Below are 24,975 nucleotides of genomic sequence, written 5' to 3'. Positions count from 1 at the left end.
CAGATTGGTCATGGGGAAGATTTGAACAAAGAGTTCTTGTTATGTGACTGAAAATGTAAAAAGTGATTGAGAAAGAAAGGTTTATATAAAAGATTTATTAACTCATAAAATTATATGTATATGAAACTTAGAAATTTATTATTCGGAACAATGATCGCTTGCGCATTCGCGGCGTGTTCAAACGAGGATGATCCTATCGTAGGACCGGATCAACCGCAAACAGGGGAAAATAACGCAACACTGACTATTTCTGTGAAAAATGTGGCTAGAAGTTTGACTAAAGCTGCAGCGGAGGGGACACAGACTGAAAATGAAGCTAAAATTACAAACTTAACAGTTGCTCTTTATGATGCTGAAACTGGAGCGCTTGTCGCTTCAACCTCTGATATTGCCAATGAGGATGCTGCTGCGGATAATGATGAGGTTCAATTTGCCGGACTGACAGAAGGTGCGCAATTACGTGCTATCGCATTTGCTAATATGCCTGAAATCTCACTGGCTGGTACAACAATTGACAACTTTGTATCTCCTGTATATACGATGCCAGCTGCCGGATTCGCAGAAAACTATTTACCAATGAGTAGTGGTTTGTCTGATCCATTCACTTTACAAGCAGGTAAAAACTATTATGGATATACTAAAACAGTGGGAGAAGGTGAACATATTCTTGTAGCAGATCCCTTGTACTTGATAAGAAATGTAGCGCGCATTGATTTTACGGGACTTAGTTTAGACATGACTAAAGCTACAAAAGATGAATACGTTGAAGGAACTGCGACAATTGTACCAGAATGTGTATTCATCATGCATGGGCGGACGAAGTCCAATGCAGCAGATATGGGTAATGGCAATAGCTGGTGGAATGTCGTTAGCAATACCGTATGGGGTAATGTGTCCGCAACTTATGCTGCTAATGCTACAGATTATGCTTCAGGTTATAGAGGAGATTTCGTGAATGATGACGCTATGTTTACGAATATGAGAGGTTCTATTATTGAAGGATACAAGGCCAGTTTACCAGCCACCGCATTGGTACAGAATATCGCAACTGAAGATGGTGTGTCTGCGACTATCAAAATCGCCCCTAAATTCTATGTGTTCGAAAATCCCCAAGTTAAGGCTGCTCGTGAAATGAATGGTGCTGAAAATTTCAAACCAGAGGATCTTTCAACTGAAATTGTAGTTAAAGGTACTTATAAGCTCGAAAATGCTAAAAAGAGCGGAAGTGATGCAGTATACAACTATGCGGAGAAAACAGCATATTGGCCTATTAAAATTGCTGCGACGAATGAAATGGCAGCAGCTACGGCTGAGTATTTAAAGGATGGAAAGATCCATCGTAATATAATTTACAGTATTGACGCAACTTTAGCCGGTAGAGGATATGATGATCCTACTGTTCCTCCAACAGACTTTGTTGAGTTGTTTGTTAAGACAAAGGTGCTTGATTGGGGTAGCGCAAATCAATCTTCAGTTGTCGAATAATATCTATTCTTTGAATAACGTCCAAAAGGCATTCCTTTTATCGGGAGTGCCTTTTTTGCATGTATAATTCTGGTTATAAATTGATCCGGAGACTACAAAATTTACTATCTTTTCCTTATGATGGCGATCCCATATGTCTTGAACCTAAGAGCCGGAATATTATTTCATGAGAATATCTACAATATCTACAATTCAACCTTATACTTATTGTAAATAAATATGTTATATAGTGGTTGCAGATGGAATAACATCTACAATTTTCATTCTGCATCTACCATGTTTTAATGGGAAACGCAAAAAAATCACTTCCCAAGCTTGCGGACTCGTATATTTAGTATTATACGATTTTATAAGAGACAGACAAAGGGATTAAAGCCAATAAGAGTTTCAATAGGTGAAGTTAGTGGTTTCATACTGAAGAAACTTTTATTTCATACTAAAGAAACAAAAGTTTCTCTATAGCAAAACTTTTGTTTTTCTATGCAAAAAACTATTATTTATTGAAATACAGAATGTTATACATTATTTATCGTTAGTAGTAATTGTTCGTGCTAATCTTTCCGGTAACCTAATGATGGTAGATCGAAGTTTGTAGTGGTAGATGTTCACTATCTACCACCACAAGATAAATTATTTACAATCAAAAGATTACATAAATAATGGTAGATATGGTAGATGATTTGGATTATTTACACATAGAATGGCATCTGGGGCGTGTCCGGAGAGAACAACTTCTTAAACATAAATCTTTTGACTTTCTAACTTTGCCAACGGGCATTGACATATTATATTTATAACAAAAAAGGCATTCCCTGTTGATAGAGAATGCCTTTTGATTATTATTCAAAGAATAAGTATTATTCGATAACAGGAGCTTGAGTAGCTGTACCCCAATTCATGACCATTGTCCTAACAAACAAGTCGGCTGTAGGATCATCCTTCGGCTGCGTAGGATCTGCATAACCATTACCGGCGATAGTAGCAGAAATCTGATAAACCACGTTTCTATGTACCTGACCGTAATACATGTTTTCGCTATCCAATCCATCGAGACCAATCTTTATCGGCCAATAGCGCAAGACAGGAGCATCCTCTTTACCAAATGTCCAAGATGTGTTATCATTCATTATAGCTTTTATATAAACTTCACCACTGACAACCAATTCGGATGCCAAAGTTGTTTTATCCAGGACGAAAGCTTGATCTTCCTCTTCCGGATCTTCTTGTTCTCTGGCCGCTCCTGTCTGATTATTAGGCAACACATAAAAATATAAAGAGTTCGCAAGAGTAATTGCTTTATCTCCGGAAATAGTAGCATCTTCCCAATTCTGAGTATATGTTGTTTCTGCTGTACTCAATGCCTTTATATAATTAGCAGCATCGACAGTTCCAGCAAAACGGCCGAATGAGTTACTAGAGTTAGTCCCGGAATAATAATCATCTCCATCAGCAGTTTCATAAGTAGCGGCAATATTACCCCAAACCTTATCTGGCAGATTGAACCACTCTGTATTACTTTGGCTTTGGTCTGCCACCTTAGCTTTTGTACGACCATGTAATACAAAAACATCCTTAGGCACAAACTTAATCGTTCCTGATTTGTATTTTTGACTACCATCAACCTTGACTTTAGTCATATCCAAATCAAGGGCATTCAATTCCACACGAGCCACATTTCTAATTAATCCTAAAGGTTTTCCAGATTCAATACTGTGTCCTCCTGTAGTGTTTGAGTAACCATAATAATTTTCACCTTCGGCAAGAGTGAATTTAGGGCTAATACCACTACTCATAGGTAACCCATTCGCTCCTTCTCCGGAAAAGACATAGTAAGCAGATGTCAACTCAAAAGAGTTAGCGGTTGCGGTAAGAGCATCCTTTGGAACATTCGCGAAAGCCAAAGCACGATAAGAAGCACCAGCCTTTAATCCCTTAAACTGAATCTCATTGTTTGAATCAGTAACCTCTTCATCCTCATTAGCTGTAAGATCACTAACTTGTAAGAATGTTCCGTCCTCATTATAAAGGGCTACAAATAAATTGTAAATCTTAGCTTCGCCTTCCTTGGCGTTCTCATCCTCGCCGGCTTTTGTCTGTGTGCTCTTTGTTAAGTTTTTCACCACAATCGTAAGATCAGCGGTGCCTGCTTCCGGTGTAGGTGTCGGATCCACGCTAGGGATAGGATCATCCTCGTTTGAACACGCCGCAAATGCGCAAGCGATCATTGTCCCGAATAATAAATTTCTAAGTTCTATTGGGGAATGGTTATAGGGGGGTGTTCTTTAGTTGATTAGGCTTTTGTTGTGTGAAGGGAAGTAACAACTCAGTAGTATTAATTACCCTCAACGTTACTTCTTTAATCGAGGTTTTTATTACATTTGCCGTATGATCTCCCGTCAGGGCGAGACTCCGTTGGAAAAAACAATTTATGTATTGAAGAATATGAATCTATTTGATATGTCCCCATTTAAAGAAAAAGAGGCATACTTCCGACGCTTGCTCGACGTAGCGAATGTGAATGCCTTGTCCCCCAAGGAGCGTGCGACGTACGATGAGAATCTGAAGATCTACCGTGACTGGAAGGCCACGATGGAGTACGCCGTGGAGGAGGCGGAAACAAAAGGTAAAGCAGAAGGTGAGCGTTTGGCTACCCTACGCAACGCTCGTAACATGAAGAAAGCCGGTGTCGATCTTTCATTAATCGCCGAATGCACGGGGCTTTCGTTGGAAATAATACAAAGTCTCTGATCTGATAAGCCAGTTGCGGACTGAAACTATAGCGGATGACACGGATCTTGGGGAGAAGTATCTTTCTTGATCCGTGCCATCCGAATCTGAAGTGATCTCCGTCTCATGCGTCTAACACCCCATTAAACCGGTCTATTGCCTGTCTTTTACTAGCATCGATGATTTTTGCGTATACTTGTGTGGAGATGATGTTCTTGTGTCCTAGTAATTTACATACCGTATACAAGTCAATGCCAAGAGCTAGTGAAAGAGTGGCGAAAGTATGGCGGCTTACGTGGAATAAGATAGGCAAACAGAGCACCGGAAACGAGAAGAAAGGATAACGTAATCCGCTGGAAACTAACCATTTCTCTATATTCTTCCACTTATAAAAAAAGCAGGAAAGTGGAGATTATTGAAGATGTTCAGTTACCAAACCGTTAGCAGGTCAGTTACCGAAAGGAAACGAGGTAACGCGAAGCAAATCGGATAATTAAAAACGCCGATATATTACACTGATTGTCATTGTTTTGCATGCCGAAGAACGCTTATAAAACAGGTAATTTTGCAACTAAAGTTATAAGCGTATGAAAGTAGAAAAATTCAAGGTTTTGCTCTACCTCAAAAAGAGCGGACTGGACAAGTCGGGCAAAGCTCCGATAATGGGACGCATCACCGTGAACCGGACGATGGCGCAGTTCAGCTGCAAGCTCTCCTGCACTCCCGGGCTGTGGAATCCCCGTGAAAGCCGGCTGAACGGCAAGAGCAGGGAGGCGGTGGAAACAAATGCGAAAATCGACAAGTTGCTGCTTGACATCAATGCCGCCTTCGATTCCCTTCTGGAACGCAAGGGGGAATTTGACGCAGCTTCCGTCAAGGATGCCTTCCAGGGCAGCATGAAGACGCAGATGACCCTGATGAAAATGCTGGATGCCCTCAGGGATGAGGTGAAGAGCCGTATCGGGATAGACCGGGCAAAAGGTACCTATCCGGCATACGACTTTACCTGCCGTACCATGCGCGAGTTCATTGAAACCAAATTCAAGACGAAAGACCTGGCCTTCGGGCAGCTTACGGAACAGTTCATCCACGACTATGAGAATTTCATCCTTGACGAGAAAGGGTATGCCGTGGACACTGTACGGCATTACCTGGCAATTCTCAAGAAAACGTGCAAAAGGGCTTATCAGGAAGGACACTCCGAGCGGTTCATGTTCCAGCACTACGTCCTCCCGAAACAGACCGTCAAGACTCCCAAGGCACTGTGCCGTGAAAGCTTCGAGAAAATCCGTGACGTGGAGATAGCCCCGCACCGCACGACCCACCGTCTGGCAAGGGACCTGTTCCTCTTCGCCTGCTATACCGGGGTCGCCTACAGCGATGCCGTGACCGTCACCCGGGAAAACCTGTACACCGGCGAGGACGGCAAGCTATGGCTGAAATACCGCCGTAAAAAGAACGAGCTCCGCGCAAGCGTGAAGCTGCTGCCGGAAGCCGTCGCCCTGATAGAGAAATATCATGATGACAGCAGGGACACGCTGTTCCCGATGATCCACTATCCGAGCATGAGAAACCACATGAAGGCGCTGGCCGTACTGGCAGGGATAAAGGAGAACCTGTGCTACCATGTCGGACGCCACTCGTTCGCCTCGCTCGTCACCCTTGAAGCGGGCGTTCCGATAGAGACCATCAGCAGTATGCTGGGGCATAGCAACATACAGACGACCCAGGTCTATGCCCGCGTCACCCCGAAAAAGCTCTTCGAGGACATGGACAGGCTTATCGAGGCTACCGGAGATTTGAAACTTGTTCTATAACCCATAAACAATGAGAATCATGAGAAGTACCTTTTCCATACTGTTCTATATCAACCGCGGCAAGATAAAGGCTGACGGAACCACGGCGGTCATGTGCCGCATCACCATAGACGGCAGGAACACCGCCATCACCACTGGGATATGCTGCAAGCCGGAAGACTGGAACGCCCGAACCGGGACCATACGCACGGTAAGGGAAAACGCCAGACTGCAGGAGTACCGGAAGTATATCGAACAGACTTACGAGGAAATTCTGAGGACACAGGGTGTCGTCAGTGCGGAGATTATCAAGAACCGGGTGACAAGGCAGTTCGTCGTTCCGACACATCTGCTCCGGATGGGCGAGATAGAGCGTGAACGTCTCAGAATACGTAGCAGGGAGATCAATTCCACCTCCACCTACCGGCAATCACAGTATTTCCAGAAGTACCTGACGGACTACCTTGTTTCACTGGGGAAGAAGGACATCGCCTTTGAAGAAATAACGGAAGACTTCGGCAGGAACTACAAGGCATTCCTTATCAGGAACAAGAATTTCAGCACCTCGCAGACCAACCGCTGCCTCTGCTGGCTGAACCGCCTCTTGTATCTTGCCGTGGACAACGAGATCCTGCGCACCAATCCGGTGGAGAATGTCGAATATGAGAAGAAAACCGCACCCAAGCACAAGTATGTCACCCGTGAAGAGATGAAAAGGATACTGGCCATGCCCCTGAATGAAGGACGTGCGGAACTGGGCAGGCGTGCATTCATCTTCTCCTATTTCACCGGGCTTGCCTATGCCGACATCAAGCAGCTCCATCCGTGCCATATCGGGACGACGGCGGAGGGTCGGCGGTTCATCCGCATCAACCGGAAGAAGACCGGGGTGGAAGCGTTCATCCCCCTGCACCCGATAGCCGAGCAGATACTGTCCCTATACAATACCACCGACATACACAGTCCCGTGTTCCCGTTGCCGAGCCGGGATTCCATCTGGCACGAGATACGGGAAATCGGCGTGATCCTGGGCAGGCACGATGACCTTTCGTACCATCAGGCCCGGCACGGGTTCGGGGTCCTGCTCATTTCAGAGAGCGTATCCATCGAGAGCATAGCCAAGATGATGGGACACTCGAACATTTCCACCACACAAGGGTATGCTAGGATAACGGAAGAAAAAATTTCAAGGGAAATGGACAGACTGATGGAAAAGAGAAGCCAAAGCCGCACACATTCCGGCTCTGACAGCCAATGACAATTTCGCAGCCGCCTGCTTCCTCGCCGTCCATGAAGTTAGTACAGACTTCATTGAAAGTGAAAAGGTCGGGCGGCCGTGCCGTTTCGGGCAGAATCTTCCTTTGCAGGCAAAGCGTATTCAGCCCGAAAACCTTTCCACTTTCACGTCTGTACAGGGAAGGCTGACGGCAGCGGAAACAAGCGACCGACGGAAAAGTCGATACAACAAAAAAGGAACAGCATACAGACAGTAGGAAACTACCGGTCCGTATGCTGTTCTGATTGTTCTGATTTTCTATAGGAGGGCGTTTTTTTGAAACACAATGAAAAAGGCAGGCGGCAAACTGCGCTCCCTCCAAAAAATCAATCCGTTTTTTCGACCACCTGCCAATATCCGCCCTTGTCCGGCTGAACTGCTTCTGTCTTCATTCGCTGTTTTCATGCTTAAAATTCTGAAATATAATGTATCACAAGTGATTTGACAATATACATTTAGCCGGTGTCCTCCTTATATCTGCTGCATTATGATTTCATTTTTGTATTACTTGCCATTGCCATTATTGTAAATGACATCCAAAAATTCTTCTGCAAGTCTTATATCTTTAATTCTTATAATATTGTCTTCTTCCGTCGGATAGCCAAGGATATTGATACTGCCATACCAGACGGAGGATTTGTCCATAACACATGAACATAATGATAATTCAGGTACAATCTTTACGAACAACCCCTGTCTTCTGAGATAATCCGACTGCTCGTTTTCTGTCAATGTAAGAATGGCCACTTCAATACCGTCTCTTTGGAGTTCTTTCAAGATATTGACAAATTTATTTCGTTCCATATGATAGAGCTTAGGGGAAGATATCACAATGGATTGTCTTGAGGCTTTTAATTCTTTTATAAACGGATGACAGAATGTTATGCCGTTGAAAATCTGTTCTTCATGCGGAGACGACTGTAAACCTTCGGTTGCATCAAACAATGTCTGACAATCCTTGGAAAGTACCCGATAGCCGATGACGGAATAGCCTTTGAGCCTCTTGCGATACATGCTCTCACAGACAGGTTCGTGTATATCGATATAATCATAGATACGGACATCGGCTTTCCCTTCGTTCTCCCGGTGCAGACGGCCTGCATACTGGGCAACCAACCCTTTCCATGATATGGGGAGGGCTAAAAAGAGCGTATCAAGCCGGGGATAGTCAAATCCTTCTCCTACATATTTTCCGGTAGCGACTATTACAAGAGGGGAATTTTGCGGAATGTCATGCAATCCTTGCAGGATTTCACGCTTGCTTTTGGCTGTTCCTTCTCCCGTCAGTTGGATGACATGTGAGATATGCGGTTTTAACATTTCGGAAAGCAGCTTTACATGCGATGTCCTGCCGGTCAGGATAATCGGTGTCCTGCCTGCCGTTACTGCATTTAACACATCCTCCACGATGAGCGTATTCCGTAATTCAGACTCTGCAAGCGATTGTGACAATAAGGCGAACGACTGCCTGTTTTCAGTTACAGAGCGATAGGATGTGAATCTTGGAACAAGATAACGCAGGAATGACTGCTTCTGTATCTGGGTCTTGGCATCTGCCGAAAAGCGGATTGGTCCGCACTGCATGAAGATAATGGGTTGCAGTCCGTCCTTGCGGATAGGTGTGGCAGTAAGTCCATAGACATGATGTGCCGTAATATGTCTGAGCACATTCTCAAACGTTATGGAAGAAACATGGTGGCATTCATCCACGATCACCATCCCATATTCCCGTACAAAAGGTCTTACCTCGCCATTTTCAAAACATGATTGCATAAGGGCGATGTCAATGACTCCGTGCAAGGTGTTTGAGGTTGAATCCAAGCAGCCTATGGGAGAAAACACTTTTTTCCTGCCACGTTTTCTTGACGTGGCAGGCTCGGCAAATTCTATCTCAAGAAAGTCGGTAAGGCGTTCGTGCCATTGCAGGAGCAGCGCTTTGGAATGTACCAGCACGAGTGTGCTTACCTTTTTTCGGGCAATCAGAGCAGCTGCTGTTACTGTTTTCCCAAAAGCGGTCGTTGCCGCCAATACCCCGTTCGTGTATGGCATTAAGGAATTGATGGCATCAAGTTGCTCGTCACGTTCCTTGCCCTTGAATGCAACGGCAACAGGCTTGCCGTGATTGGTTTCATCAATCATTTCATAAGCAACTCCAAGAGATTCCAGCATAGTTGTTACGGCATCCTCACAACCGCGGGGCAGGGCGAGGTAATCATCCGTAAAGTCTGCACGGCAAATAATACGCGGAATGTTATAGGTAGAGATGCGCATTGCTTGTTTGCTGTAAAATTCCGGATTTTTGAATGCGGCTATACGCTTGAGATGATTGGCCACCTTTTCGGATATGGAGTTTAGGGGGATGTATAGTCTGTCCGATTTTTTAATTTTCAGTTTTCCGTTAAAATCTTTCTGCGTGACATCCTGAGATACAGGAAGCACCCAAGGCTTTGTTTCTGAAGAAGTTGCCAACGAACCGAAATCTTCTTGTCTGTGCTGGACCAATAACATGTCCAAGTCATGCTCATTAAGCTTTTTTACATTGTATAAATAAGCCCATTGGTTTTTGAACTGAAGGAAGTTTTCATCCACAAAGACACTGTTTCCCATTTTCCGTGCCCTGCCTTGCAATGGAAGGGCTATCAGATTTCCGAATCCGCCTTCAGGCATTCTGTCCTGATTGGGGAAGAAACGGTCGTATGAATTGAAGGTAATATGTCCGTTGCGCTTCATGGCCTCAGTAAGGATGGCATTGCCTAATTTCCTGGCTTTACCGGCAGCAACCGGTTCTTCGAAAAATATCCATACATGCGCCCCGTTACCGGAGCGTGAACGTTCGATACTGTACGGAATTCCCCAATTCCTACAAACGGCAGTGAAAGCCAGCACATCTTCCTTATATCCGCGAGTGCAATTCTTGTCATCAAAATCAGCGCAAAGAAAAGAGCATTTATTGTCAGGGGTGACAGCATATAAACCTATAACATCACACCCGTATTCATCTTTTCCCTCCAAATGGCGGTAGATTTCCCGGCTTGTCAGAGGAGCAAGGTTGCGATTCGGGCAATCCGAGCACTTGTATCGTTTCTTGTCGCAGACTCCTCTTCGCCATTCATTGGTACAGACCGGTTGATAGCCTCCCTTTCCCGTTGTCCTGCTGAACCATCTTCGTGCAAAAACATCCGTTCTTCCCTTGAAAAAGCTGCTGAACAATGCTATTTTCTCATCAGGCGTGAAATTGACAGAAGGAAATATTACAGGAGAAAAAATCGGCTCCTTATCAGAGATTTCCGATGCGGAATACGCAATGCCGTGTTGAAGAAGAATTGATTTCAACTCTTCGTTCTCGGCAAGTAATGCATTATATTTCCCGACAAGCGTGTCGTATTTCTTTTGCAGCTCTTCCATCCCGTTATGCTGCCATCAGTCCGCAAAGCAAAGCGATTCCGAAACTTAGAAATGTTCCGGCAAGGACATATTCGGTTTTTGCTGTATCCGTATCCTTGAACCTCAATATGGATTTTGCGGCTATGATAAAACCGATTGCTTCATACCTGCCTATTATTACAAATATGATTGTGAGAATACGTTCCAGGTTTCCTATCAATGCTCCGGCATTTTTGATATTCTCACAGGATAGTGTTTCTCCGATTTGGTACCTTTTCAAAACCAGCTTGATCAGGACATTGGCGGGTTTGATGCACAACAGTACCGCCAGTATGAATAAAGGCATGGAGAAGTTCCCGGTATAATCCACAAATTGTACAGGCAATTCAGTGGTGATATCAAACTCGGTAGCCACAGCAGCCAATATTGCCAGATGTGCAGCCTGGTCAAGGACAAAACTCCACAATCCTTTGGGACAATAGGCTTTGACAAGATCAATGGCCAGATGTGACAGGGCAATGGTCAAGGCATAAAACCCGAAATCGCTGACCGGGACCAAAGCCCATGATACTACAGCTACAAGAAGCGAATGTACATACAGGAAGCAGCTTCTGAACTTCTTTTCCTCTTTCTGTGAGCAGTATTTGTCATTTTGCAGGTAGAAATCGGCTATGACGTGGCCCAACAGCAAACTTAAAAACAGCCAGCTATTCATATTCGTTAAAATTTATCTGTTCAAAATACTTCAAGGCTTCCTCTATGCAATACCATTTTGTAGCCGATGAAGCCTTGTTTACACCGGATTGTGATATTCCCAGATTTCGGGCTATATCCGTTTCCTTCAATCCAAGCAGTTTGTAATAAATGACCTCGCTTTGGCGCAGGGTCATGTCATTCATGATGGCATCGGTCAGCAATGCGATCGTCTGTAAGGGGCAGGATAATTGTCTTTTGCTTGTACATACAGACAAAGTTCCTTTATTCAAGGCATTCATTCCCTCAAGTGAACGCCCCGACATATAAATGGACTCGCCATCCCAAATGCCCTGTTCCGTGTCCACTATACGCATGTTTCCAATACCGATAGCCATCCTGATACCATATGTCTGAAAGCTCTTCGCTTTCCTGTTTTCTGTAATCGGGAAAGACTTGATGCATGATTTGATTACAAGAGCTATACGAAAGACATTGGATACATTCTGCATTACACATTCGATATAATCGCCTTTGATTTGACGACCGTAAAAATCCGGGTATTTTGTTTTGAGCAAAGCAAACAGTGCTTCTATCCTTTGCTTTAGTCTGATAGTTTCATCCACGGATAACGAAGTGGATGAAACTATATCTGCCGAAATGGTTGCAAACATATTACTATTGTTTTGGCTGTAAATGTATGAATATAATTTGGTATAGCCAAGAAATATACCCTAAAAAGGGTGTAACATTACTATATACCCAATAAAGGGTGTATAAGTATTGCATTACAAAACCAATCCGCATCATTTAGTGAACCTGTGATGCGGATTCTGAAATGAAAAGTTGAACTTGGCGGATACCCATTATATGGGGTAATATTAAAACCCGGTTCTTCCATTCTGATGGTACGCCTCCTTGTACCCGTCCATCAACGTACGTTCTATGTCGGAAGCCCTGTACAGAATCCTGCCGCCTATCTGGATATAGGGCAATATGCCGTTGTTGCGGTAATCCTGAAGGCTTCTGCGGCTGACCTTCAGTTTGACGGCCAGTTCCTTGTCGGTATAATAGTGTTCCCCGTCCAGGGACGGCTTGTTGTTTTTACGTATTTTCTCCACCTTTTCCGATAGTTCTTCCAGCGACGAGAGGAAGGCTCTCACGCGCATGTCGTTTTCTGGTGTCAGCAGCCGGATGTTGCCATTGTCATTCATAAGTCAGATATCTGTTTGTTGGTTGGTTTGTTGGTTGGCTTGTTTGTTTGTTGGTCACATTGCATATTCTTTCCTTGCCGGCTGTTATACACCGTTTCATTTCCGCCACGGGAAAGACGGCCTTCACGTCCTCCGGCCTGTAATATACCTTGTGGCTTATTTTGGTGTAAGCCAGCGTTCCGTTCTCCCGCATCGTCTGCAAGGTTCTCGGACTGATGCAGAGCAGCCTGCACACGTCATCGCTGTCAAGCCACTCCTTTTCTCCCAAGTCCTCCTGTTCCCGGCAGAGCCGTTCCACCTTTTCCGCAAAAATCTCAAATCCCGAGAGCATCCTCTCGAAAGTCGCCTTGTCTATGACTACTACTTCCATATTCCTGTAATTTTTAAGTTCGTTTGACATTGATTTTTCATGCAAAACGAAACGGCGGAATCAGGCTGTGCCTACCGTTTCCTGTGCGAAGGAAACAAAAAAACGGAAACAGTCCGCAAACCGGACGGCATGTGTCACCGTCAGACATTCCTTTTCACCGCAGGAGGATAATTGCAGGCGGTAAAAAGCAGAAAAGGACACACTCATTTCTTTGAAGCAAAGGTAGCCGTTCCCCACCGGAGCGCAAGGCCGGGCCCTGCGGGTCGGCGGGGAAAAAATCATCCTCGCGCTTTGCGCTCCGGTATTTTTTCCTGCCGAGCCTTGACGCTTTTCCGGAGGTAGAACAGCTGTAAGGCATTCAAAGAAACAAGAGTGCCCGCACCACGGGCCGGATGTCTAACAGATAAATGGAAAAAGGATATGGCAACAAAAGACGTAAAAGAATTCAACGGATGGTTTGACCGTTCATACGCGAGATTGAAGGAGAGACTCTCCATCTATGGAAAAATCGACGAGGACGCATTCCATGACGCCTATCTGGCAGTCAGGAAACAGGTCATGTTCGCAAGCGGCGGGATCGATGAGTTGGAATCCTATTTCTTCGGATGCTACCGGAGAATCCTACAGTCGGGGGCAAGGGATGAAAGCCGTTACGACAGTCCCGGAGACGAGTATTTCGCAAGACTGGGCGAGACGGACTGCGCGGAAGAGACAGAAGAACGGGAAGAGATGCTGACCGGATGCGACAGGCTGGTAAGGGACATACAGAAGTTCCTCAGGCGGCATTTCTCCTACGAGGATTACAGGATATTCATGCTGCGGTTCTACGAGACCGGAAGCTCGTTCCGCACCATAGCCAGGCACATGGGCGAGAAGACCTCGGTGGTGACGCGCAGGGCACAGGCGATGATGGAATCCGTCCGGGCAAACCGGAAATTCATCGCCAGAAGAAGGCTGATCATGGCCGGAGAGGCGGCATGACACGAATAAAGGAAAACAATGTATAACGAAAAAATATCGATGATTATGAAACTGACAGTTTATGACAAGAGCAATTCCCATCCGGCACTGACCTACAAGGGCAAACGGATCATCACGGTATGCCGTGACGGAAGCATGTATTTGAGCCGGATACTGAGCCGAGAACTGAGCCTGCACGCAGGAAACAGGCTGTGTATCGCCAGGGACGAAGACAGGCCCAAGGACTGGTACATGTTCGTCTCGGATGACGAGAACGGCTTCACGATCTGGAACGACCCGCGTTGCGCCCGCTTCTCGAACAGCTTCATCGCCGGCATGATACTCGATGCGGCAAAAGTCGAGAAATGCGCCGGCTTCATGGTGGCGAAAGAGCCGGTGAATGTGGACGGCAGACTATGCTACCGGATAATACTTGACAACCCGATACCGAAAGGGGTAAGTGTAAGGACCACCGGTACGAAATAAGCCCGACACCTGAAAGAAAAAGCAAGGGGCATCCGGAGGAAGGAAGAAGAAGAACCGACCTCCGGGTGTCCCTTTTTTCATGCGGCCGCAGGCAGAAGGAACGGGATGGATTTTCATTTTCTTGAACGGTACGCCTCCCTATAGCCGTCCATCAGGGTACGCTCTATGTCGGAAGCCCTGTACAGAATCTTGCCGCCCACCTGAATATAGGGCAGTATGCCGTTGCTTCGGTAATCCTGCAATGTCCTGCGGCTCACTTTAAGCAGGTGCGACACTTCCTTGTCAGTCAGCAGCTCATCGCCATATACGGGAGGTCGGCGTTGGCTGAACAACTTTTCGAACGAAGCCAGAAGCCGGTCGAAATTCGAGTGGAATTTGCATACCCACTCATGGTCTTTTTCTCTGATTTCACTACTCATACGGTTTGTCTTTAATTGATACTTCAACTGCTAAATGCCTTTGCCTTTCCATTTCGCCTCTTTCCGTCTCTCTTCCACATCCACAATGACCCGTTCCACGTCTTCCTGACGGTAGTAGGTGCGGTTGCCAATCTTGGTAAAGGCGAGTGTGCCGTTGTCACGGAGGGTCTGCAATGTCCTCGGGCTGATACGCAGTTTCCGGCAGACGGCATGGCTGTCCATCCATCGTTCTGCCTTCTTCTCCCCGTGCTGTCGGCAGAGGTCATCCATCCGCTGCACGAAGTAATCCAACTTGGCAGCCATCTCCTCAAAGGTTCTTTTTTCAAAACTTACTATTTCCATAATCTCATTGTTTACTTCCATTTGATACTTTTCCATCTTGTACCGCCAAGGCAAAGCCGGCTTACTGCCTTATCCGATACATCTGACAGGAGGGAACAAGTGGCATGGCTGCAGCAAGCCACCAGTCTGTCTTTCCTGTTCCCGGTACAAATTAAAGCAGTAATAATCACACTGCAATGGATTTGCAGACGGCTGACGGTCTGTTTCATCATCTGTCATCATGTTGCATGGCCGGTGGACAGTATGACCCGACTGAGCAAAGCCGCCATATGATTATTACTGCCTGAACTGACTGCAGCAAGTATACCGGTACGATTGCAACGGGTTATCCTATATCCGGTAAAGTGTCCGTTGGATTCAGTCTCCATACTGCCATGAAATCATTGTCCGATTCCATGGGCGCCCGTGCGGGTGTGGCAAATCACAGCAGTCGCCACCGTTTGTCCGGTGCATATAATGCAGAACCGGTCATAATTGCCACACTCACTCCATTTGCTTGACACAGTGCACTATACACGCTTTCTTTGCTGCCGATAACCGGTCAAGGTACATACCAAGGCCACTGTATTGACTTATTAAAATTCAAAGATTATGGCTACAAGAAAAAGCTTTGACAAAGAGCGGTGGGAAGCTATGACAGGTATGGAAATGTCACAGCTCCTTCCTGAGTGTGAAAACCCTGAAAGTGCAGGAGAGGTTACTGACCATGCCGGGAATGAAATCCTGCCGACAGTCACGGAACAATCCGGGATCCAGGAGCCGGCAGAGAAAGACGGTTCCGCTCCTGCATCCAAGTGCCGGATTAGCGGCAGGCAACGCAGGCTGTCACTGGAAGAATACCGCAGCACATTCCTGCAGGTTCCCAGAATAGAAGACCGCAAGCCCGTATTCGTGAGCTGCGAGGTAAGGGACAGGCTGGACGAGTATGTCCGCAAGCTCGGAAGCCGCAGGATGAGCGTGTCCGGACTGCTGGAAAATATCGCCCGGCAGCATCTTGAAATCTATTCGGAAGACTTCGAGCGGTGGCGCAAACTGTAAAAGACACCCGGTGCAAAATCCATCCGCATCATGGAATGATGGCATTCCGGCATTCAGAACCCGCCAGAGGCGGTCAACGGACGGAACATCAGTTTCGGGAGTTAGCGAGGTTATCTTTCGGGCATCCCGAAAACCTCGCTCCACTCCCGGAGTCGCGGAGGCAATCCGCTCCCAACGGTCGCAGATTGCAGGACATATCATCACAGTAAAATGACCAATCACAGTAAACCAAGTAATATGAGTGACAAGGATAAAACCAGACCCAGAGGCAGACCGAAAGCAAGTGGTATCCGCAAGCTTTCCAAATCCGTGACGGTAAAGTTCTCCAGGATTGATTACGAGCGGTTGCTGCACCGCAGCAGACAGGCGAACCGCACATTGGCGGAGTTCATCCGGGAAGCCGCATTCGAAGCAAGGATTGTGGCCAGGCATTCGACGGAGGAAGCAGCCGTCATACGCAATCTTGTGGGAATGGCGAACAACCTGAACCAGCTTGCCAGGCTGTCCCACCAGACAGGATTCTACCGGACAAGGAATGCCGTCATGGAACTGCTCGAAAAGCTGAAAGTGATCATGAACGAATATAAAAAAGTGGAAAGGAGAAATACATGATAGGCAAAATCAAGAAAGGCAAATCCTTTGGCGGTTGCATCCGCTACGTGATGGGAAAGGACAATGCCGAGATAATCGGTTCCGATGGCGTATTGCTGGGCAATAACCGTGAAATAGCGGACAGTTTCAACTGCCAGTGCCTGCTTAATCCGAAGATAAAACAGCCCGTCGGACACATCGCGTTAAGCTTCAAACCGGAAGACAAGCCGGTATTGAGCAATGAATTCATGGCTAAGATAGCGATGGAATACATGGATCTGATGGGCATCAGGAACACCCAGTTCATACTGGTAAGGCATCACCATACCGACAATCCGCATTGCCATCTGGTCTATAACCGCATCGGTTATGATGGTAAAGTAATCTCCTCACAGGGCGATTACAAGCGTAATGAGATTGCCACCAAAAGACTTAAAGACAAGTACGGACTGACCTATGCGGAGGATAAAGGCAAAACCAATGTAACGAAACTGCATGATTCGGAACGCATTAAATACGAGATTTATCATGCCGTGAAGCAAGCGTTGAAACGCGCCAGGACATGGAAAGAACTTGTGGTCGGTCTGGCCTTGCAGGGTATAAAACTGGAATTTGTCGGAAGAGGCGGCAAAATGAAATCCGCCGGTGACATTCAAGGCATACGCCTTACCAAAGACGGCCTGACCTTCAAAGGCTCGCAAATCAGCAGGGAGTTCAGCTTTGCAAAACTGAATGCCATTCTGGGCGGAAACAGTCCGGATACCGGAGTGGATTTAGAGGTTAAAAAGCAAAATCAAGCTCCGTCAAACCGCAACCGGAAGGAACAGGAACCATCCAATATGGCATTTATTGAAAGCAACGGACTGGGGTTGTTTTCTTCTTTTGGCGAGTCTGTTCCGGAAGAACAGATCCCGTATGACGAACTGCTGCGCAAGCGCAAGAAGAAAAAGAAACGGAAAGGGCTTGGATTATAAGTCTGCCCCAAACAATCAATCATTAAAGTGTAAAACGTTAAAATCAATGAATTTATGAAACAGGAAGAGTTTATGGAAAGCATCTACGGATGCCTGGAGAGAATCGAAAACAAGATAAACGGGCTGTCCATGCCTCAATCGGCGGGCGGTGATGCCGAAGCGGACAAAGAGGTCATACAGGAACTGAATGCCTTAAAGACAGGCTTCAAACGTGTGCTGGAGGCTCTTGTCATGATCAAGGGCGATACAGCCAATCTACAGAAAAGAAACTCCATGCCGGACAAGTTCATGGAAACCCTGTCTGTATTGAAAAGCGAACAGCAGGCGTACCACAAGAATCAGAACGAGTTCCTGGAACGGTTCGCCCAAACAGAGAAAGACACCATCCTGCACATATCGGAGAAGATGGAATCGCTTTCTACTTCCGTCAGGAACAGGATGGAAGAACCAGATGTTGTCTGTCACAGACACAGCATCAGCATAGATACACCTTATATATTCTGGACCCTGATCATACTGGTAACGTACTCGATAGTTGTATCTGTGGCTTTCTACATCGAAAAGCGACCTGATAATGACCGTATGGATAACGATTTGAAATACCGCTATATCAAGATGAAAGGTGAAGCCACTCCGAATGAAATATCAGAATTGGAAAACATTTTTGAACTGAACCGTGACAATGCCGGTATTGAACAGATACGCGAGGACGTGGAGGCATACGAGGATGCCGTCCGGAAGCAGGCTGCCCTTACCGAGCAGGTACGCCTGAAAGAGCAGGCCGCAAAGGAGTTGGACAGCAAGGCGAAGTCCATCAAAAGCAAGTCTATCGGGAACGAATCTAAAAAATAGCCTATGGCCAGTGTAAAAGCAAAATTCAGACCTTCCGTCATAGAGGGAAAGGAAGGTACCGTCTATTATCAGATTATCCAGAACCGTGTAATCCGTCAGTTAAAGACGGATTACCGGATATTTGCAGATGAATGGAATGATGCTGAAAACAATATCATCATCGGTAATTCAGAGCGAAGCAATCTGCTTCTCTCCTTGCAGGAACGTATGAAATGGGACCTGAAGCGGTTTGAAATGACCATTCGTAAATTGGGAAATCAGAAAAGTACATTTACGGCGGATGAGATTATTGGTTCCTTTCAGAACGGAACGGATGAACAGTCATTCTTCAACTTCATGCAGGGTGTCATCGCCCATCTCAGACAGATGGGCAAGATACGCACGGCCGAGAACTATTCCTGCACCCTGAAAAGTTTCATGCAGTTCAGGCAGGACCGGGATATTCTGCTGTCTGAAATTGATTCGGATTTGATGCAGCTTTATGAAGCCTATCTTCATGGGAAAGGTGTCGTACGGAATACCAGTTCATTCTATATGCGTATTCTGAGGGCGGTATATAACCGTGCCCTGGAAAAGGAACTGGTGGAACAGCGCAATCCTTTCAGGCATGTCTATACGGGAGTGGACAAGACCGTCAAGCGTGCCGTTCCCTTATCCGCCATCAAGCGCATGAAGAACCTGGATCTGTCTTTGCAGCCTAATCTGGAATTTGCAAGGGACATGTTCCTGTTCAGCTTCTATACCCGTGGCATGTCGTTCATAGATATGGCTCACCTGAAAAAGAAAGATCTTCAGAACGGCTTCTTATCGTATCGCAGACGAAAGACCGGGCAGCAGCTGGTTATCAGGTGGGAAAAATGTATGCAGGAGATTGTCGGCAAGTATCCGGAAAACAGTCTCAGTCCCTATCTTCTGCCAATATTGAAATATCCTTTTGAAGATACGAACAAGCAGTACAGGAATGTGATGTCCGTAATAAACCGGAAACTGAAAGAAATAGCCGGACTGGCCGATATATCCGTTGCTCTGAGCATGTACTGTGCCCGCCATTCATGGGCAAGCGCAGCCAAAAGCAAGAATGTTCCGATTTCCGTCATCAGCGAGGGGATGGGACATGATTCGGAAATGACTACGCAAATTTATCTGGCTTCATTGGATAACTCCGTAGTGGACAAGGCTAATTTCAGTATTTTGAGAGAGCTATAATACTACAACTGTTTAGGAAAAGTTGTCATTTCTTGTTAAGAGAGAAGATTTATATCCTAATTGTACTGTCTTTTAATAGATTATGCGATTAGAATCTTTATTTTTCCTAAATATTACCAATTTTCTAAATGATTGAGTGTGAAGAAAAAAACATTTTAATATGGTCTATTTATCTATTTTGCTTATATTTGCAATGTTTTATCTCTCTCTTAACAAGAGGTGATGATTTTTATGCGTATCAACAAACTTAATAATAATAAATATGAAATACTTTTTTTATAAAACATTAAATCTATGTATTCCAGTCATAGGATTATTATATACTAGTTGTGATTCATGTTCAACAAGTGCTCCAGACGACAAATATCTATGTGAATTCCACAATAAATATTTTCAATATACAGGAAATGAATCAAAACTTAATGAGAATGATCTGTCTTTGTTTGTAGATTATTCTACTTGCATTACTTTGGGACAACATTCACCATTCTTTCAAAGTTTAGTTCCTTCATTTGTTGCTGCTACAAAACACTATTATTCTATAAAAGGTGATAAGATTGTCGAAGAACAAAATATAAATGTATTTCAAGCATTAAGCAATATAGTAGAGGTAAATTATGCCGACTTAAAGCAAGCAGCTAATTTAATCGTTAATGGCAACTCTGAAGGTGTGCTTTTAACTGACGGTGAGTATTACCAGAAGAATATAGCTGGTGGCGGAATCAGTGATCCATATATGGCCAATGCATTCAAACAATGGCTTAAGAAAGGACATGATATATATATACTTGCAGAACCATATTTAGAAGGACCTCAGAAATATAACAAGAAGAGATTCTATTTCTTGTTTACAGATAGCAGGTTAGAAGGTAATATCTATAAGAGAATATGTGAAACTACTAAATTAGAAAATTATCCGGATGTTGAAATGTTCCATTTATCGGCAAGTCATCCTACAATTATGGCGGAAAATGGAAAAAGTAAAGTAAATGAAATTGTTTCTGCATCAAACAAAAACTATGGTCTTTATGAAATTCAAGACTGGCCAGTAGATTGGAAATCTATAGAGGGTTATATTATGGGCGCTGTAGATGAAACAACAGGTGATCCACTGCAATATGGTAATCCTGTTATCTCCGGCTTAAAGGTCGATAGAAACAGTTATGGAGGTTTTAGAATTTCTGATATATCAGTTAAGGTTTACGATATAAATGCAGACTATAACAACTTCTACACTGAAACTGAAGCCCCTTCTGGTTTGAATTTGTCTTCTATCAGTTTAACTGAGTCTGTTAATGCATTTGTATATGACAAGGAAGAATTCAACAAATACGGTAATATAAACATACACTTTGATGTTCCTATGTGGAACCCAACTTTCTTATCATGCAAACCGTTTAACTTCACCAAGATAGATATTAATGTATCTGGTATTGAAAACGTATTTGAGAATTATGAAGAAATGTTCAATTTTGATGCTATAGGTTTACCTGGCAAACAGAACACCTCAGTTTCTGAAAGTGTTAAACAAGCATTATTTGACAAGGACATACAGAATATGATGAAGAATGCAAATCTGTATACCATCTACATAAAAAGCAATAAATATTAATCATTAAATTTTCTATTATGATAACAAGAATAACAACTTTACCTCAGTTGGAGGCTTTACAGAACAGTACAATGATTTATGCAGTTATCTCAGCGTTAATAGCTTTGTTGATCGCATTCATTATTTCTTTCATTATCAAATACCAGGGTGGTCAGGACAAATCTTATATAACCAGAAGAATATGGTTTATAGTCATAGGTATAGTTTCTGCAGCAGGTTTTTATCTTTATAATGATTTAGTTGTTAAGGGACAGATCGTTAATGCCGGTTTCAAGAGTATGTTTGTTGAAACCAATATTACATGTATTGGGATTCTTCTTGGAATCTATTTTGTTCTAGGTATTCTGATAATGTTTATCTTCAGAAATTCAAAATTTGGTTCTATTTTAGGTAAGGGGAAAGAATAAATAAGTAAGTTATGGCTCAACAATATTTTGTATTAGGGATTGGTGGTACAGGAATGCGTTGCATTGAATCCCTCATTCATTTATGTGCTATGGGTATGTTTGATGATACAGACATACATCTTTTAGCACTTGATACAGATAAAGATAATGGTAATTTTGCCAGATTGAAAGAAGTAAAGGAAGCCTATGTTAAAGCAAAAGGAACTGATGCTTCACTTCGTACAGCTTTAAACGAAACTTTCTTTTCGGCCAATATCAATTACTATGAATTTTCGCCTAATTATGAAGTCAAGAGCGATTTCATGTCTGTATTTAACTATGGGGATACTAAGTTCAATAATCCGGAGCAAACAGCTATAGCGGATTTGGTATTGACTAAAAACGTAGAAACATTTAACCTTCGTCACGGTTATAGGGCACAGACCCATCTCGGCTCCATGATGATGTATCATTCAATATTGGAAGCAGCCCGTTCAAATAAAAATTCTGAATTAAAGACATATTTGCAGAAACTCATTCAAGTAGCTCAAAATGGAGGTGCTAGAGTATTTATTCTTGGTTCAGTATTTGGTGGAACAGGTGCTTCTTCGATTCCTATCATACCTCAGGCTATATCAAAAGCTGCTGAGATAATGAGTAACGGAGCAGTTAATATTCTCAATAATGCATATTTTGGGTCTACATTATTGACTGCCTATTTTAACTTTAAATCACCTACAGGAGCAGAATTGGTTAATCAGAAAATTATTGCAACCAGTGATAAATTTGCATTAAACTCTCAGGTTGCAATGATGTTTTATGATGATGACAGTACTGTAAAAAGTACATATCAAAAATTTTACATGTTGGGGACTCCTGGTTTGGACTGGAACCCTATGGCTAAAAAGGAACAGTCAGAAACAATTACTGGTGGTGCAAACCAATGTAATGATTCTCATTATATCGAGCTTATGGCCGCTTGTGCTGCACTTCATTTTCTTAAGGTTCCTGAAGATGATTTACGAACAAGAAAGCAGAACCATGACACAGAGTATTTGTATAGAGCTGTTGACGACAGTGGAAAATTGGAATTCAGAGATTTTGTTGGCCAAGAAATGGAACAGGAATTTGCTAAGAAACTTGGTATGCTAACAGTGTTTTCTTTATTCTGCAATGGAGAGGATGATTTTGTTAATAGTGTAAAATCAGGACATCAAAAGGATATTGTGAATTTCCTGGATATAGATAACACTCAAATCAAGGATGGTGTAAAAGAATATTTTAAATTGTTCCATTTTTCTATTAATCAAGATGACACATTGTATGAAGGTTGGTTACGTCAGCTTCATAGGTCTGCAGGTGGTGATGATAAGTTCATTCTGAATGCTGCTTTATTTGCACCACAGAAGAAAAAAGAACTAATGAAATACAAGTGGAATAAGGACTTATATAAAACGACTGGTATAGGCAAAGATAATAAGTTTGATGTTGGATTAATTAGCTCTAAATTTAACGAGTTTAAAAGAGCATTTAAGGATGAAAACCAAAAAGAAATGCCATCTATGACCAATCGTGGAGAACAATTATATAAAAGAATATATAACACACTTGTTTCACTTTATAAATTCTAATTCATTATGTCAAAAGCTCTACTAATAAAAAGTCAAATAGACAAGAACGGAGGAGAAGTTGGTAAGTGGAACAACTTCAATAATGCTCCTTCATATATACAGGGTATTCATACAGGAAAAATGTTAGAGGATATCTCTGCAGAAAAACTAGGTGCATTAATTTCTGGTATACCTACTCCATGGGCAAGAGCCAAACTTTTTAAGTTTGCCTTTTCTACCATAGCTGCACCAGATCCAAATATAAACACAGAAGGTCTATTACAGTTCTATAATATGCTTCATGCCGAATGGAAAGGCTTGATGGCTGTAATAGCATTATACCCTGACAGAATTAGATTTTCTGATCCTGTTTATATGGATGTCAGAGGGGGAGATTATGATATAGCTTCTGCCTTTGGTAGAATGCTGTTCAATGAAAAGGATGTTTGGAGTAACCAGGATGACTTGGCTCGAAATCCGGATGCCCAACCATTTATTCAACTGATCTATTATAGAGAACATCTTGTTGGTGGTACATCTCCTCTTACCGGTTGTTTTACAGGTGTTGATTATAGTAACTTGGGTAATGATGCTTCAGATATTAATTGGTATCGTCAAGGAAAGTTTGAGGACCCGATGAATTATCTTACTCCAGAAGAAGTGCAAAAGGTTTATTTGTTTGTTAAAAACATGAACCGTAACCAACAGGCTTTTGAGACTAAAATCAATTCTCAGAGAGGAAACAATCTAAGGATAGAATTGACAGGATTCAAGGCTGTAAGCAGACAGTGGGAAAATGAACTTAGTGCTAAAGGTAATGGTTTGCTTCGTCAAGTGGGCCCTATTGCTCAATACGGTAATCTGTCAGCTCCATTTGCAGATTTGTTCAAGAGTGATGTACCGGTTTACATGAAGCAGGATTTCACCTTCACTTATTTTGATGACGGTAACTGTCAGGTTATAGGTGATATACAGAACCTCTTAAGCAAGGATAATTTTGTAGTTGGATGGTGTGAAGATAAAAATGAGCTAACAAAACTTTCTCAGGCTCCAGTGTATTACTTAAGAGTTCCTGATTTAAGTGATGGATCATGCTCTTACTTTTCCCTGCCGTTATCAGAGCAAGGCATTGACATCTTTAAAAATAGTCTGTCTTCTTTATTGGGTTACTCTTCAACTTCAGGAAACACTAAACTTACTGCCAAGATAAATGATGCTGGTCAGTTAGCTGTAACTTTGGTAGTTGAAATTGACGGTGAACCTGTTACGCTTAACAAGAGAGAATACAAGATTCAATGGATGACTTCTAATGGCAGAGTTATTTTATGGCCTAACTTTGTCAGTGAAAATTGGAATAAATACTATTTATATTCTGAGTTTACAAGTGATGTAAATGAGAACTTTATACCATTCTTTAAATCTGAAGGTAAGATACTAAGAAATATAAGGGGTGAGTTCTTAACTTCGGATTATGAGATAGCACCAGAAGAAGATCGTCAGGTTGATGTTAAACAGGCTCACCCGATAAACCTGGGGGATTAAGCATACAGCTTT

The 24,975-nt window shown here is 43.6% G+C and carries 24 protein-coding genes; 15 read left to right on the top strand and 9 right to left on the bottom strand.

The annotated features are described in order from the left end of the window. The first annotated feature begins 120 nt into the window (after positions 1–120). Positions 121–1,485, top strand: a complete 1,365-nt coding sequence (locus DWX33_RS07900; protein WP_233570140.1) for a fimbrial protein — start codon at positions 121–123, stop codon at positions 1,483–1,485. A gap of 857 nt (positions 1,486–2,342) precedes the next feature. On the opposite strand, the gene DWX33_RS07895 is transcribed toward DWX33_RS07900, so the two are convergent. Continuing rightward, on the bottom strand, positions 2,343–3,710 hold the full coding sequence (locus DWX33_RS07895; RefSeq protein ID WP_005867551.1) for a fimbrial protein: 1,368 nt from the start codon (positions 3,708–3,710) through the stop codon (positions 2,343–2,345). Between the two features lie 160 nt (positions 3,711–3,870). On the opposite strand from DWX33_RS07895, the gene DWX33_RS07890 reads away from it, so the two are divergent. Then, positions 3,871–4,233, top strand: coding sequence for a PD-(D/E)XK nuclease family transposase (locus tag DWX33_RS07890; RefSeq protein WP_122143914.1), 363 nt, complete (start codon positions 3,871–3,873; stop codon positions 4,231–4,233). Positions 4,234–4,336: 103 nt separating this feature from the next. Here DWX33_RS07890 and DWX33_RS07885 read toward each other — a convergent pair whose 3' ends face one another. Further along, complete coding sequence (locus DWX33_RS07885; RefSeq protein WP_122145055.1) at positions 4,337–4,588, bottom strand: tyrosine-type recombinase/integrase; 252 nt, start codon at positions 4,586–4,588, stop codon at positions 4,337–4,339. A gap of 211 nt (positions 4,589–4,799) precedes the next feature. Here DWX33_RS07885 and DWX33_RS07880 point away from each other — a divergent pair, with 211 nt between their 5' ends. Then, positions 4,800–6,029 carry a site-specific integrase gene (locus tag DWX33_RS07880; protein ID WP_117893918.1) on the top strand — a complete coding sequence of 410 codons (1,230 nt, stop codon included), beginning with the start codon at positions 4,800–4,802 and terminating at the stop codon, positions 6,027–6,029. Positions 6,030–6,048: 19 nt separating this feature from the next. Further along, a complete protein-coding gene (locus tag DWX33_RS07875) occupies positions 6,049–7,266 on the top strand; it encodes a site-specific integrase (protein WP_008764264.1) in 1,218 nt (405 codons plus the stop codon). 522 nt (positions 7,267–7,788) lie between these two features. Here the strand turns inward: DWX33_RS07875 and DWX33_RS07865 are convergent. The 5 genes from DWX33_RS07865 to DWX33_RS07845 all read right to left on the bottom strand — a co-directional run bounded on the left by DWX33_RS07865 (position 7,789) and on the right by DWX33_RS07845 (position 12,945). After that, complete coding sequence (locus DWX33_RS07865; RefSeq protein WP_117983998.1) at positions 7,789–10,689, bottom strand: DEAD/DEAH box helicase family protein; 2,901 nt, start codon at positions 10,687–10,689, stop codon at positions 7,789–7,791. Between the two features lie 4 nt (positions 10,690–10,693). Then, positions 10,694–11,383, bottom strand: coding sequence for a DUF3307 domain-containing protein (locus DWX33_RS07860; RefSeq protein ID WP_016662224.1), 690 nt, complete (start codon positions 11,381–11,383; stop codon positions 10,694–10,696). Then, entirely contained in the window at positions 11,376–12,035 is a 660-nt protein-coding gene (locus DWX33_RS07855; protein ID WP_016662225.1) for a hypothetical protein, read from the bottom strand. The genes DWX33_RS07860 and DWX33_RS07855 overlap by 8 nt, the downstream gene beginning before the upstream one ends. Before the next feature lie 207 nt (positions 12,036–12,242). Then, entirely contained in the window at positions 12,243–12,575 is a 333-nt protein-coding gene (locus DWX33_RS07850; RefSeq protein ID WP_117689377.1) for a helix-turn-helix domain-containing protein, read from the bottom strand. After that, positions 12,568–12,945: a helix-turn-helix domain-containing protein gene (locus tag DWX33_RS07845; RefSeq protein ID WP_117983997.1), complete on the bottom strand. Its 378-nt coding sequence runs from the start codon at positions 12,943–12,945 to the stop codon at positions 12,568–12,570. The genes DWX33_RS07850 and DWX33_RS07845 overlap by 8 nt, the downstream gene beginning before the upstream one ends. 420 nt (positions 12,946–13,365) lie before the next feature. On the opposite strand from DWX33_RS07845, the gene DWX33_RS07835 reads away from it, so the two are divergent. Next, positions 13,366–13,926: a hypothetical protein gene (locus tag DWX33_RS07835; RefSeq protein WP_040315395.1), complete on the top strand. Its 561-nt coding sequence runs from the start codon at positions 13,366–13,368 to the stop codon at positions 13,924–13,926. Between the two features lie 45 nt (positions 13,927–13,971). After that, positions 13,972–14,391 carry a hypothetical protein gene (locus DWX33_RS07830; protein WP_117984006.1) on the top strand — a complete coding sequence of 140 codons (420 nt, stop codon included), beginning with the start codon at positions 13,972–13,974 and terminating at the stop codon, positions 14,389–14,391. A gap of 113 nt (positions 14,392–14,504) precedes the next feature. On the opposite strand, the gene DWX33_RS07825 is transcribed toward DWX33_RS07830, so the two are convergent. Together DWX33_RS07825 and DWX33_RS07820 are read right to left on the bottom strand one after the other, a co-directional pair. Then, positions 14,505–14,810 (bottom strand): helix-turn-helix domain-containing protein, encoded by a 306-nt coding sequence (locus DWX33_RS07825; protein WP_005651898.1) that lies wholly within the window; start codon positions 14,808–14,810, stop codon positions 14,505–14,507. A gap of 30 nt (positions 14,811–14,840) precedes the next feature. Continuing rightward, complete coding sequence (locus DWX33_RS07820; RefSeq protein ID WP_117893114.1) at positions 14,841–15,152, bottom strand: helix-turn-helix domain-containing protein; 312 nt, start codon at positions 15,150–15,152, stop codon at positions 14,841–14,843. A 591-nt stretch (positions 15,153–15,743) separates the two neighbouring features. Here DWX33_RS07820 and DWX33_RS07815 point away from each other — a divergent pair. From DWX33_RS07815 to DWX33_RS07775, 9 genes are all read left to right on the top strand, one after another. Continuing rightward, positions 15,744–16,190 (top strand): DUF3408 domain-containing protein, encoded by a 447-nt coding sequence (locus DWX33_RS07815; RefSeq protein ID WP_016662231.1) that lies wholly within the window; start codon positions 15,744–15,746, stop codon positions 16,188–16,190. A 237-nt stretch (positions 16,191–16,427) separates the two neighbouring features. After that, positions 16,428–16,802 (top strand): plasmid mobilization relaxosome protein MobC, encoded by a 375-nt coding sequence (gene mobC / locus DWX33_RS07810; protein WP_005651904.1) that lies wholly within the window; start codon positions 16,428–16,430, stop codon positions 16,800–16,802. After that, positions 16,799–17,755 carry a relaxase/mobilization nuclease domain-containing protein gene (locus tag DWX33_RS07805; protein WP_005651905.1) on the top strand — a complete coding sequence of 319 codons (957 nt, stop codon included), beginning with the start codon at positions 16,799–16,801 and terminating at the stop codon, positions 17,753–17,755. The genes mobC and DWX33_RS07805 overlap by 4 nt, the downstream gene beginning before the upstream one ends. A 54-nt stretch (positions 17,756–17,809) precedes the next feature. Continuing rightward, positions 17,810–18,607: a hypothetical protein gene (locus DWX33_RS07800; RefSeq protein ID WP_117983994.1), complete on the top strand. Its 798-nt coding sequence runs from the start codon at positions 17,810–17,812 to the stop codon at positions 18,605–18,607. 3 nt (positions 18,608–18,610) lie between these two features. Continuing rightward, complete coding sequence (locus DWX33_RS07795; protein ID WP_117983993.1) at positions 18,611–19,813, top strand: site-specific integrase; 1,203 nt, start codon at positions 18,611–18,613, stop codon at positions 19,811–19,813. Positions 19,814–20,075: 262 nt separating this feature from the next. After that, on the top strand, positions 20,076–21,425 hold the full coding sequence (locus DWX33_RS07790) for a hypothetical protein (protein WP_227194119.1): 1,350 nt from the start codon (positions 20,076–20,078) through the stop codon (positions 21,423–21,425). A gap of 17 nt (positions 21,426–21,442) precedes the next feature. After that, positions 21,443–21,832 (top strand): hypothetical protein, encoded by a 390-nt coding sequence (locus DWX33_RS07785; protein ID WP_005651909.1) that lies wholly within the window; start codon positions 21,443–21,445, stop codon positions 21,830–21,832. A gap of 11 nt (positions 21,833–21,843) precedes the next feature. Beyond that, positions 21,844–23,442 carry a hypothetical protein gene (locus DWX33_RS07780; protein WP_005651910.1) on the top strand — a complete coding sequence of 533 codons (1,599 nt, stop codon included), beginning with the start codon at positions 21,844–21,846 and terminating at the stop codon, positions 23,440–23,442. A gap of 6 nt (positions 23,443–23,448) precedes the next feature. Beyond that, positions 23,449–24,963, top strand: coding sequence for a hypothetical protein (locus tag DWX33_RS07775; protein ID WP_233570138.1), 1,515 nt, complete (start codon positions 23,449–23,451; stop codon positions 24,961–24,963). Positions 24,964–24,975 lie beyond the last annotated feature (12 nt).

The organism is Parabacteroides sp. AF19-14 (assembly GCF_003635485.1).
GTDB classification, from domain to species: domain Bacteria; phylum Bacteroidota; class Bacteroidia; order Bacteroidales; family Tannerellaceae; genus Parabacteroides; species Parabacteroides distasonis.
This window is presented reverse-complemented; position numbering and strand designations above follow the sequence as displayed.

Coding starts and splice junctions, on each gene's coding strand:
- DWX33_RS07820 (WP_117893114.1), bottom strand. CDS start 15,152: ATGGAAATAGTAAGTTTTGAAAAAAGAACCTTTGAGGAGATGGCTGCC.
- mobC (WP_005651904.1), top strand. CDS start 16,428: ATGAGTGACAAGGATAAAACCAGACCCAGAGGCAGACCGAAAGCAAGT.
- DWX33_RS07790 (WP_227194119.1), top strand. CDS start 20,076: ATGAAATACTTTTTTTATAAAACATTAAATCTATGTATTCCAGTCATA.
- DWX33_RS07845 (WP_117983997.1), bottom strand. CDS start 12,945: ATGGAAGTAGTAGTCATAGACAAGGCGACTTTCGAGAGGATGCTCTCG.
- DWX33_RS07815 (WP_016662231.1), top strand. CDS start 15,744: ATGGCTACAAGAAAAAGCTTTGACAAAGAGCGGTGGGAAGCTATGACA.
- DWX33_RS07855 (WP_016662225.1), bottom strand. CDS start 12,035: ATGTTTGCAACCATTTCGGCAGATATAGTTTCATCCACTTCGTTATCC.
- DWX33_RS07785 (WP_005651909.1), top strand. CDS start 21,443: ATGATAACAAGAATAACAACTTTACCTCAGTTGGAGGCTTTACAGAAC.
- DWX33_RS07825 (WP_005651898.1), bottom strand. CDS start 14,810: ATGAGTAGTGAAATCAGAGAAAAAGACCATGAGTGGGTATGCAAATTC.
- DWX33_RS07875 (WP_008764264.1), top strand. CDS start 6,049: ATGAGAAGTACCTTTTCCATACTGTTCTATATCAACCGCGGCAAGATA.
- DWX33_RS07780 (WP_005651910.1), top strand. CDS start 21,844: ATGGCTCAACAATATTTTGTATTAGGGATTGGTGGTACAGGAATGCGT.
- DWX33_RS07830 (WP_117984006.1), top strand. CDS start 13,972: ATGAAACTGACAGTTTATGACAAGAGCAATTCCCATCCGGCACTGACC.
- DWX33_RS07800 (WP_117983994.1), top strand. CDS start 17,810: ATGAAACAGGAAGAGTTTATGGAAAGCATCTACGGATGCCTGGAGAGA.
- DWX33_RS07795 (WP_117983993.1), top strand. CDS start 18,611: ATGGCCAGTGTAAAAGCAAAATTCAGACCTTCCGTCATAGAGGGAAAG.
- DWX33_RS07865 (WP_117983998.1), bottom strand. CDS start 10,689: ATGGAAGAGCTGCAAAAGAAATACGACACGCTTGTCGGGAAATATAAT.
- DWX33_RS07805 (WP_005651905.1), top strand. CDS start 16,799: ATGATAGGCAAAATCAAGAAAGGCAAATCCTTTGGCGGTTGCATCCGC.
- DWX33_RS07835 (WP_040315395.1), top strand. CDS start 13,366: ATGGCAACAAAAGACGTAAAAGAATTCAACGGATGGTTTGACCGTTCA.
- DWX33_RS07895 (WP_005867551.1), bottom strand. CDS start 3,710: ATGATCGCTTGCGCATTTGCGGCGTGTTCAAACGAGGATGATCCTATC.
- DWX33_RS07900 (WP_233570140.1), top strand. CDS start 121: ATGAAACTTAGAAATTTATTATTCGGAACAATGATCGCTTGCGCATTC.
- DWX33_RS07860 (WP_016662224.1), bottom strand. CDS start 11,383: ATGAATAGCTGGCTGTTTTTAAGTTTGCTGTTGGGCCACGTCATAGCC.
- DWX33_RS07880 (WP_117893918.1), top strand. CDS start 4,800: ATGAAAGTAGAAAAATTCAAGGTTTTGCTCTACCTCAAAAAGAGCGGA.
- DWX33_RS07775 (WP_233570138.1), top strand. CDS start 23,449: ATGTCAAAAGCTCTACTAATAAAAAGTCAAATAGACAAGAACGGAGGA.
- DWX33_RS07890 (WP_122143914.1), top strand. CDS start 3,871: ATGATCTCCCGTCAGGGCGAGACTCCGTTGGAAAAAACAATTTATGTA.
- DWX33_RS07850 (WP_117689377.1), bottom strand. CDS start 12,575: ATGAATGACAATGGCAACATCCGGCTGCTGACACCAGAAAACGACATG.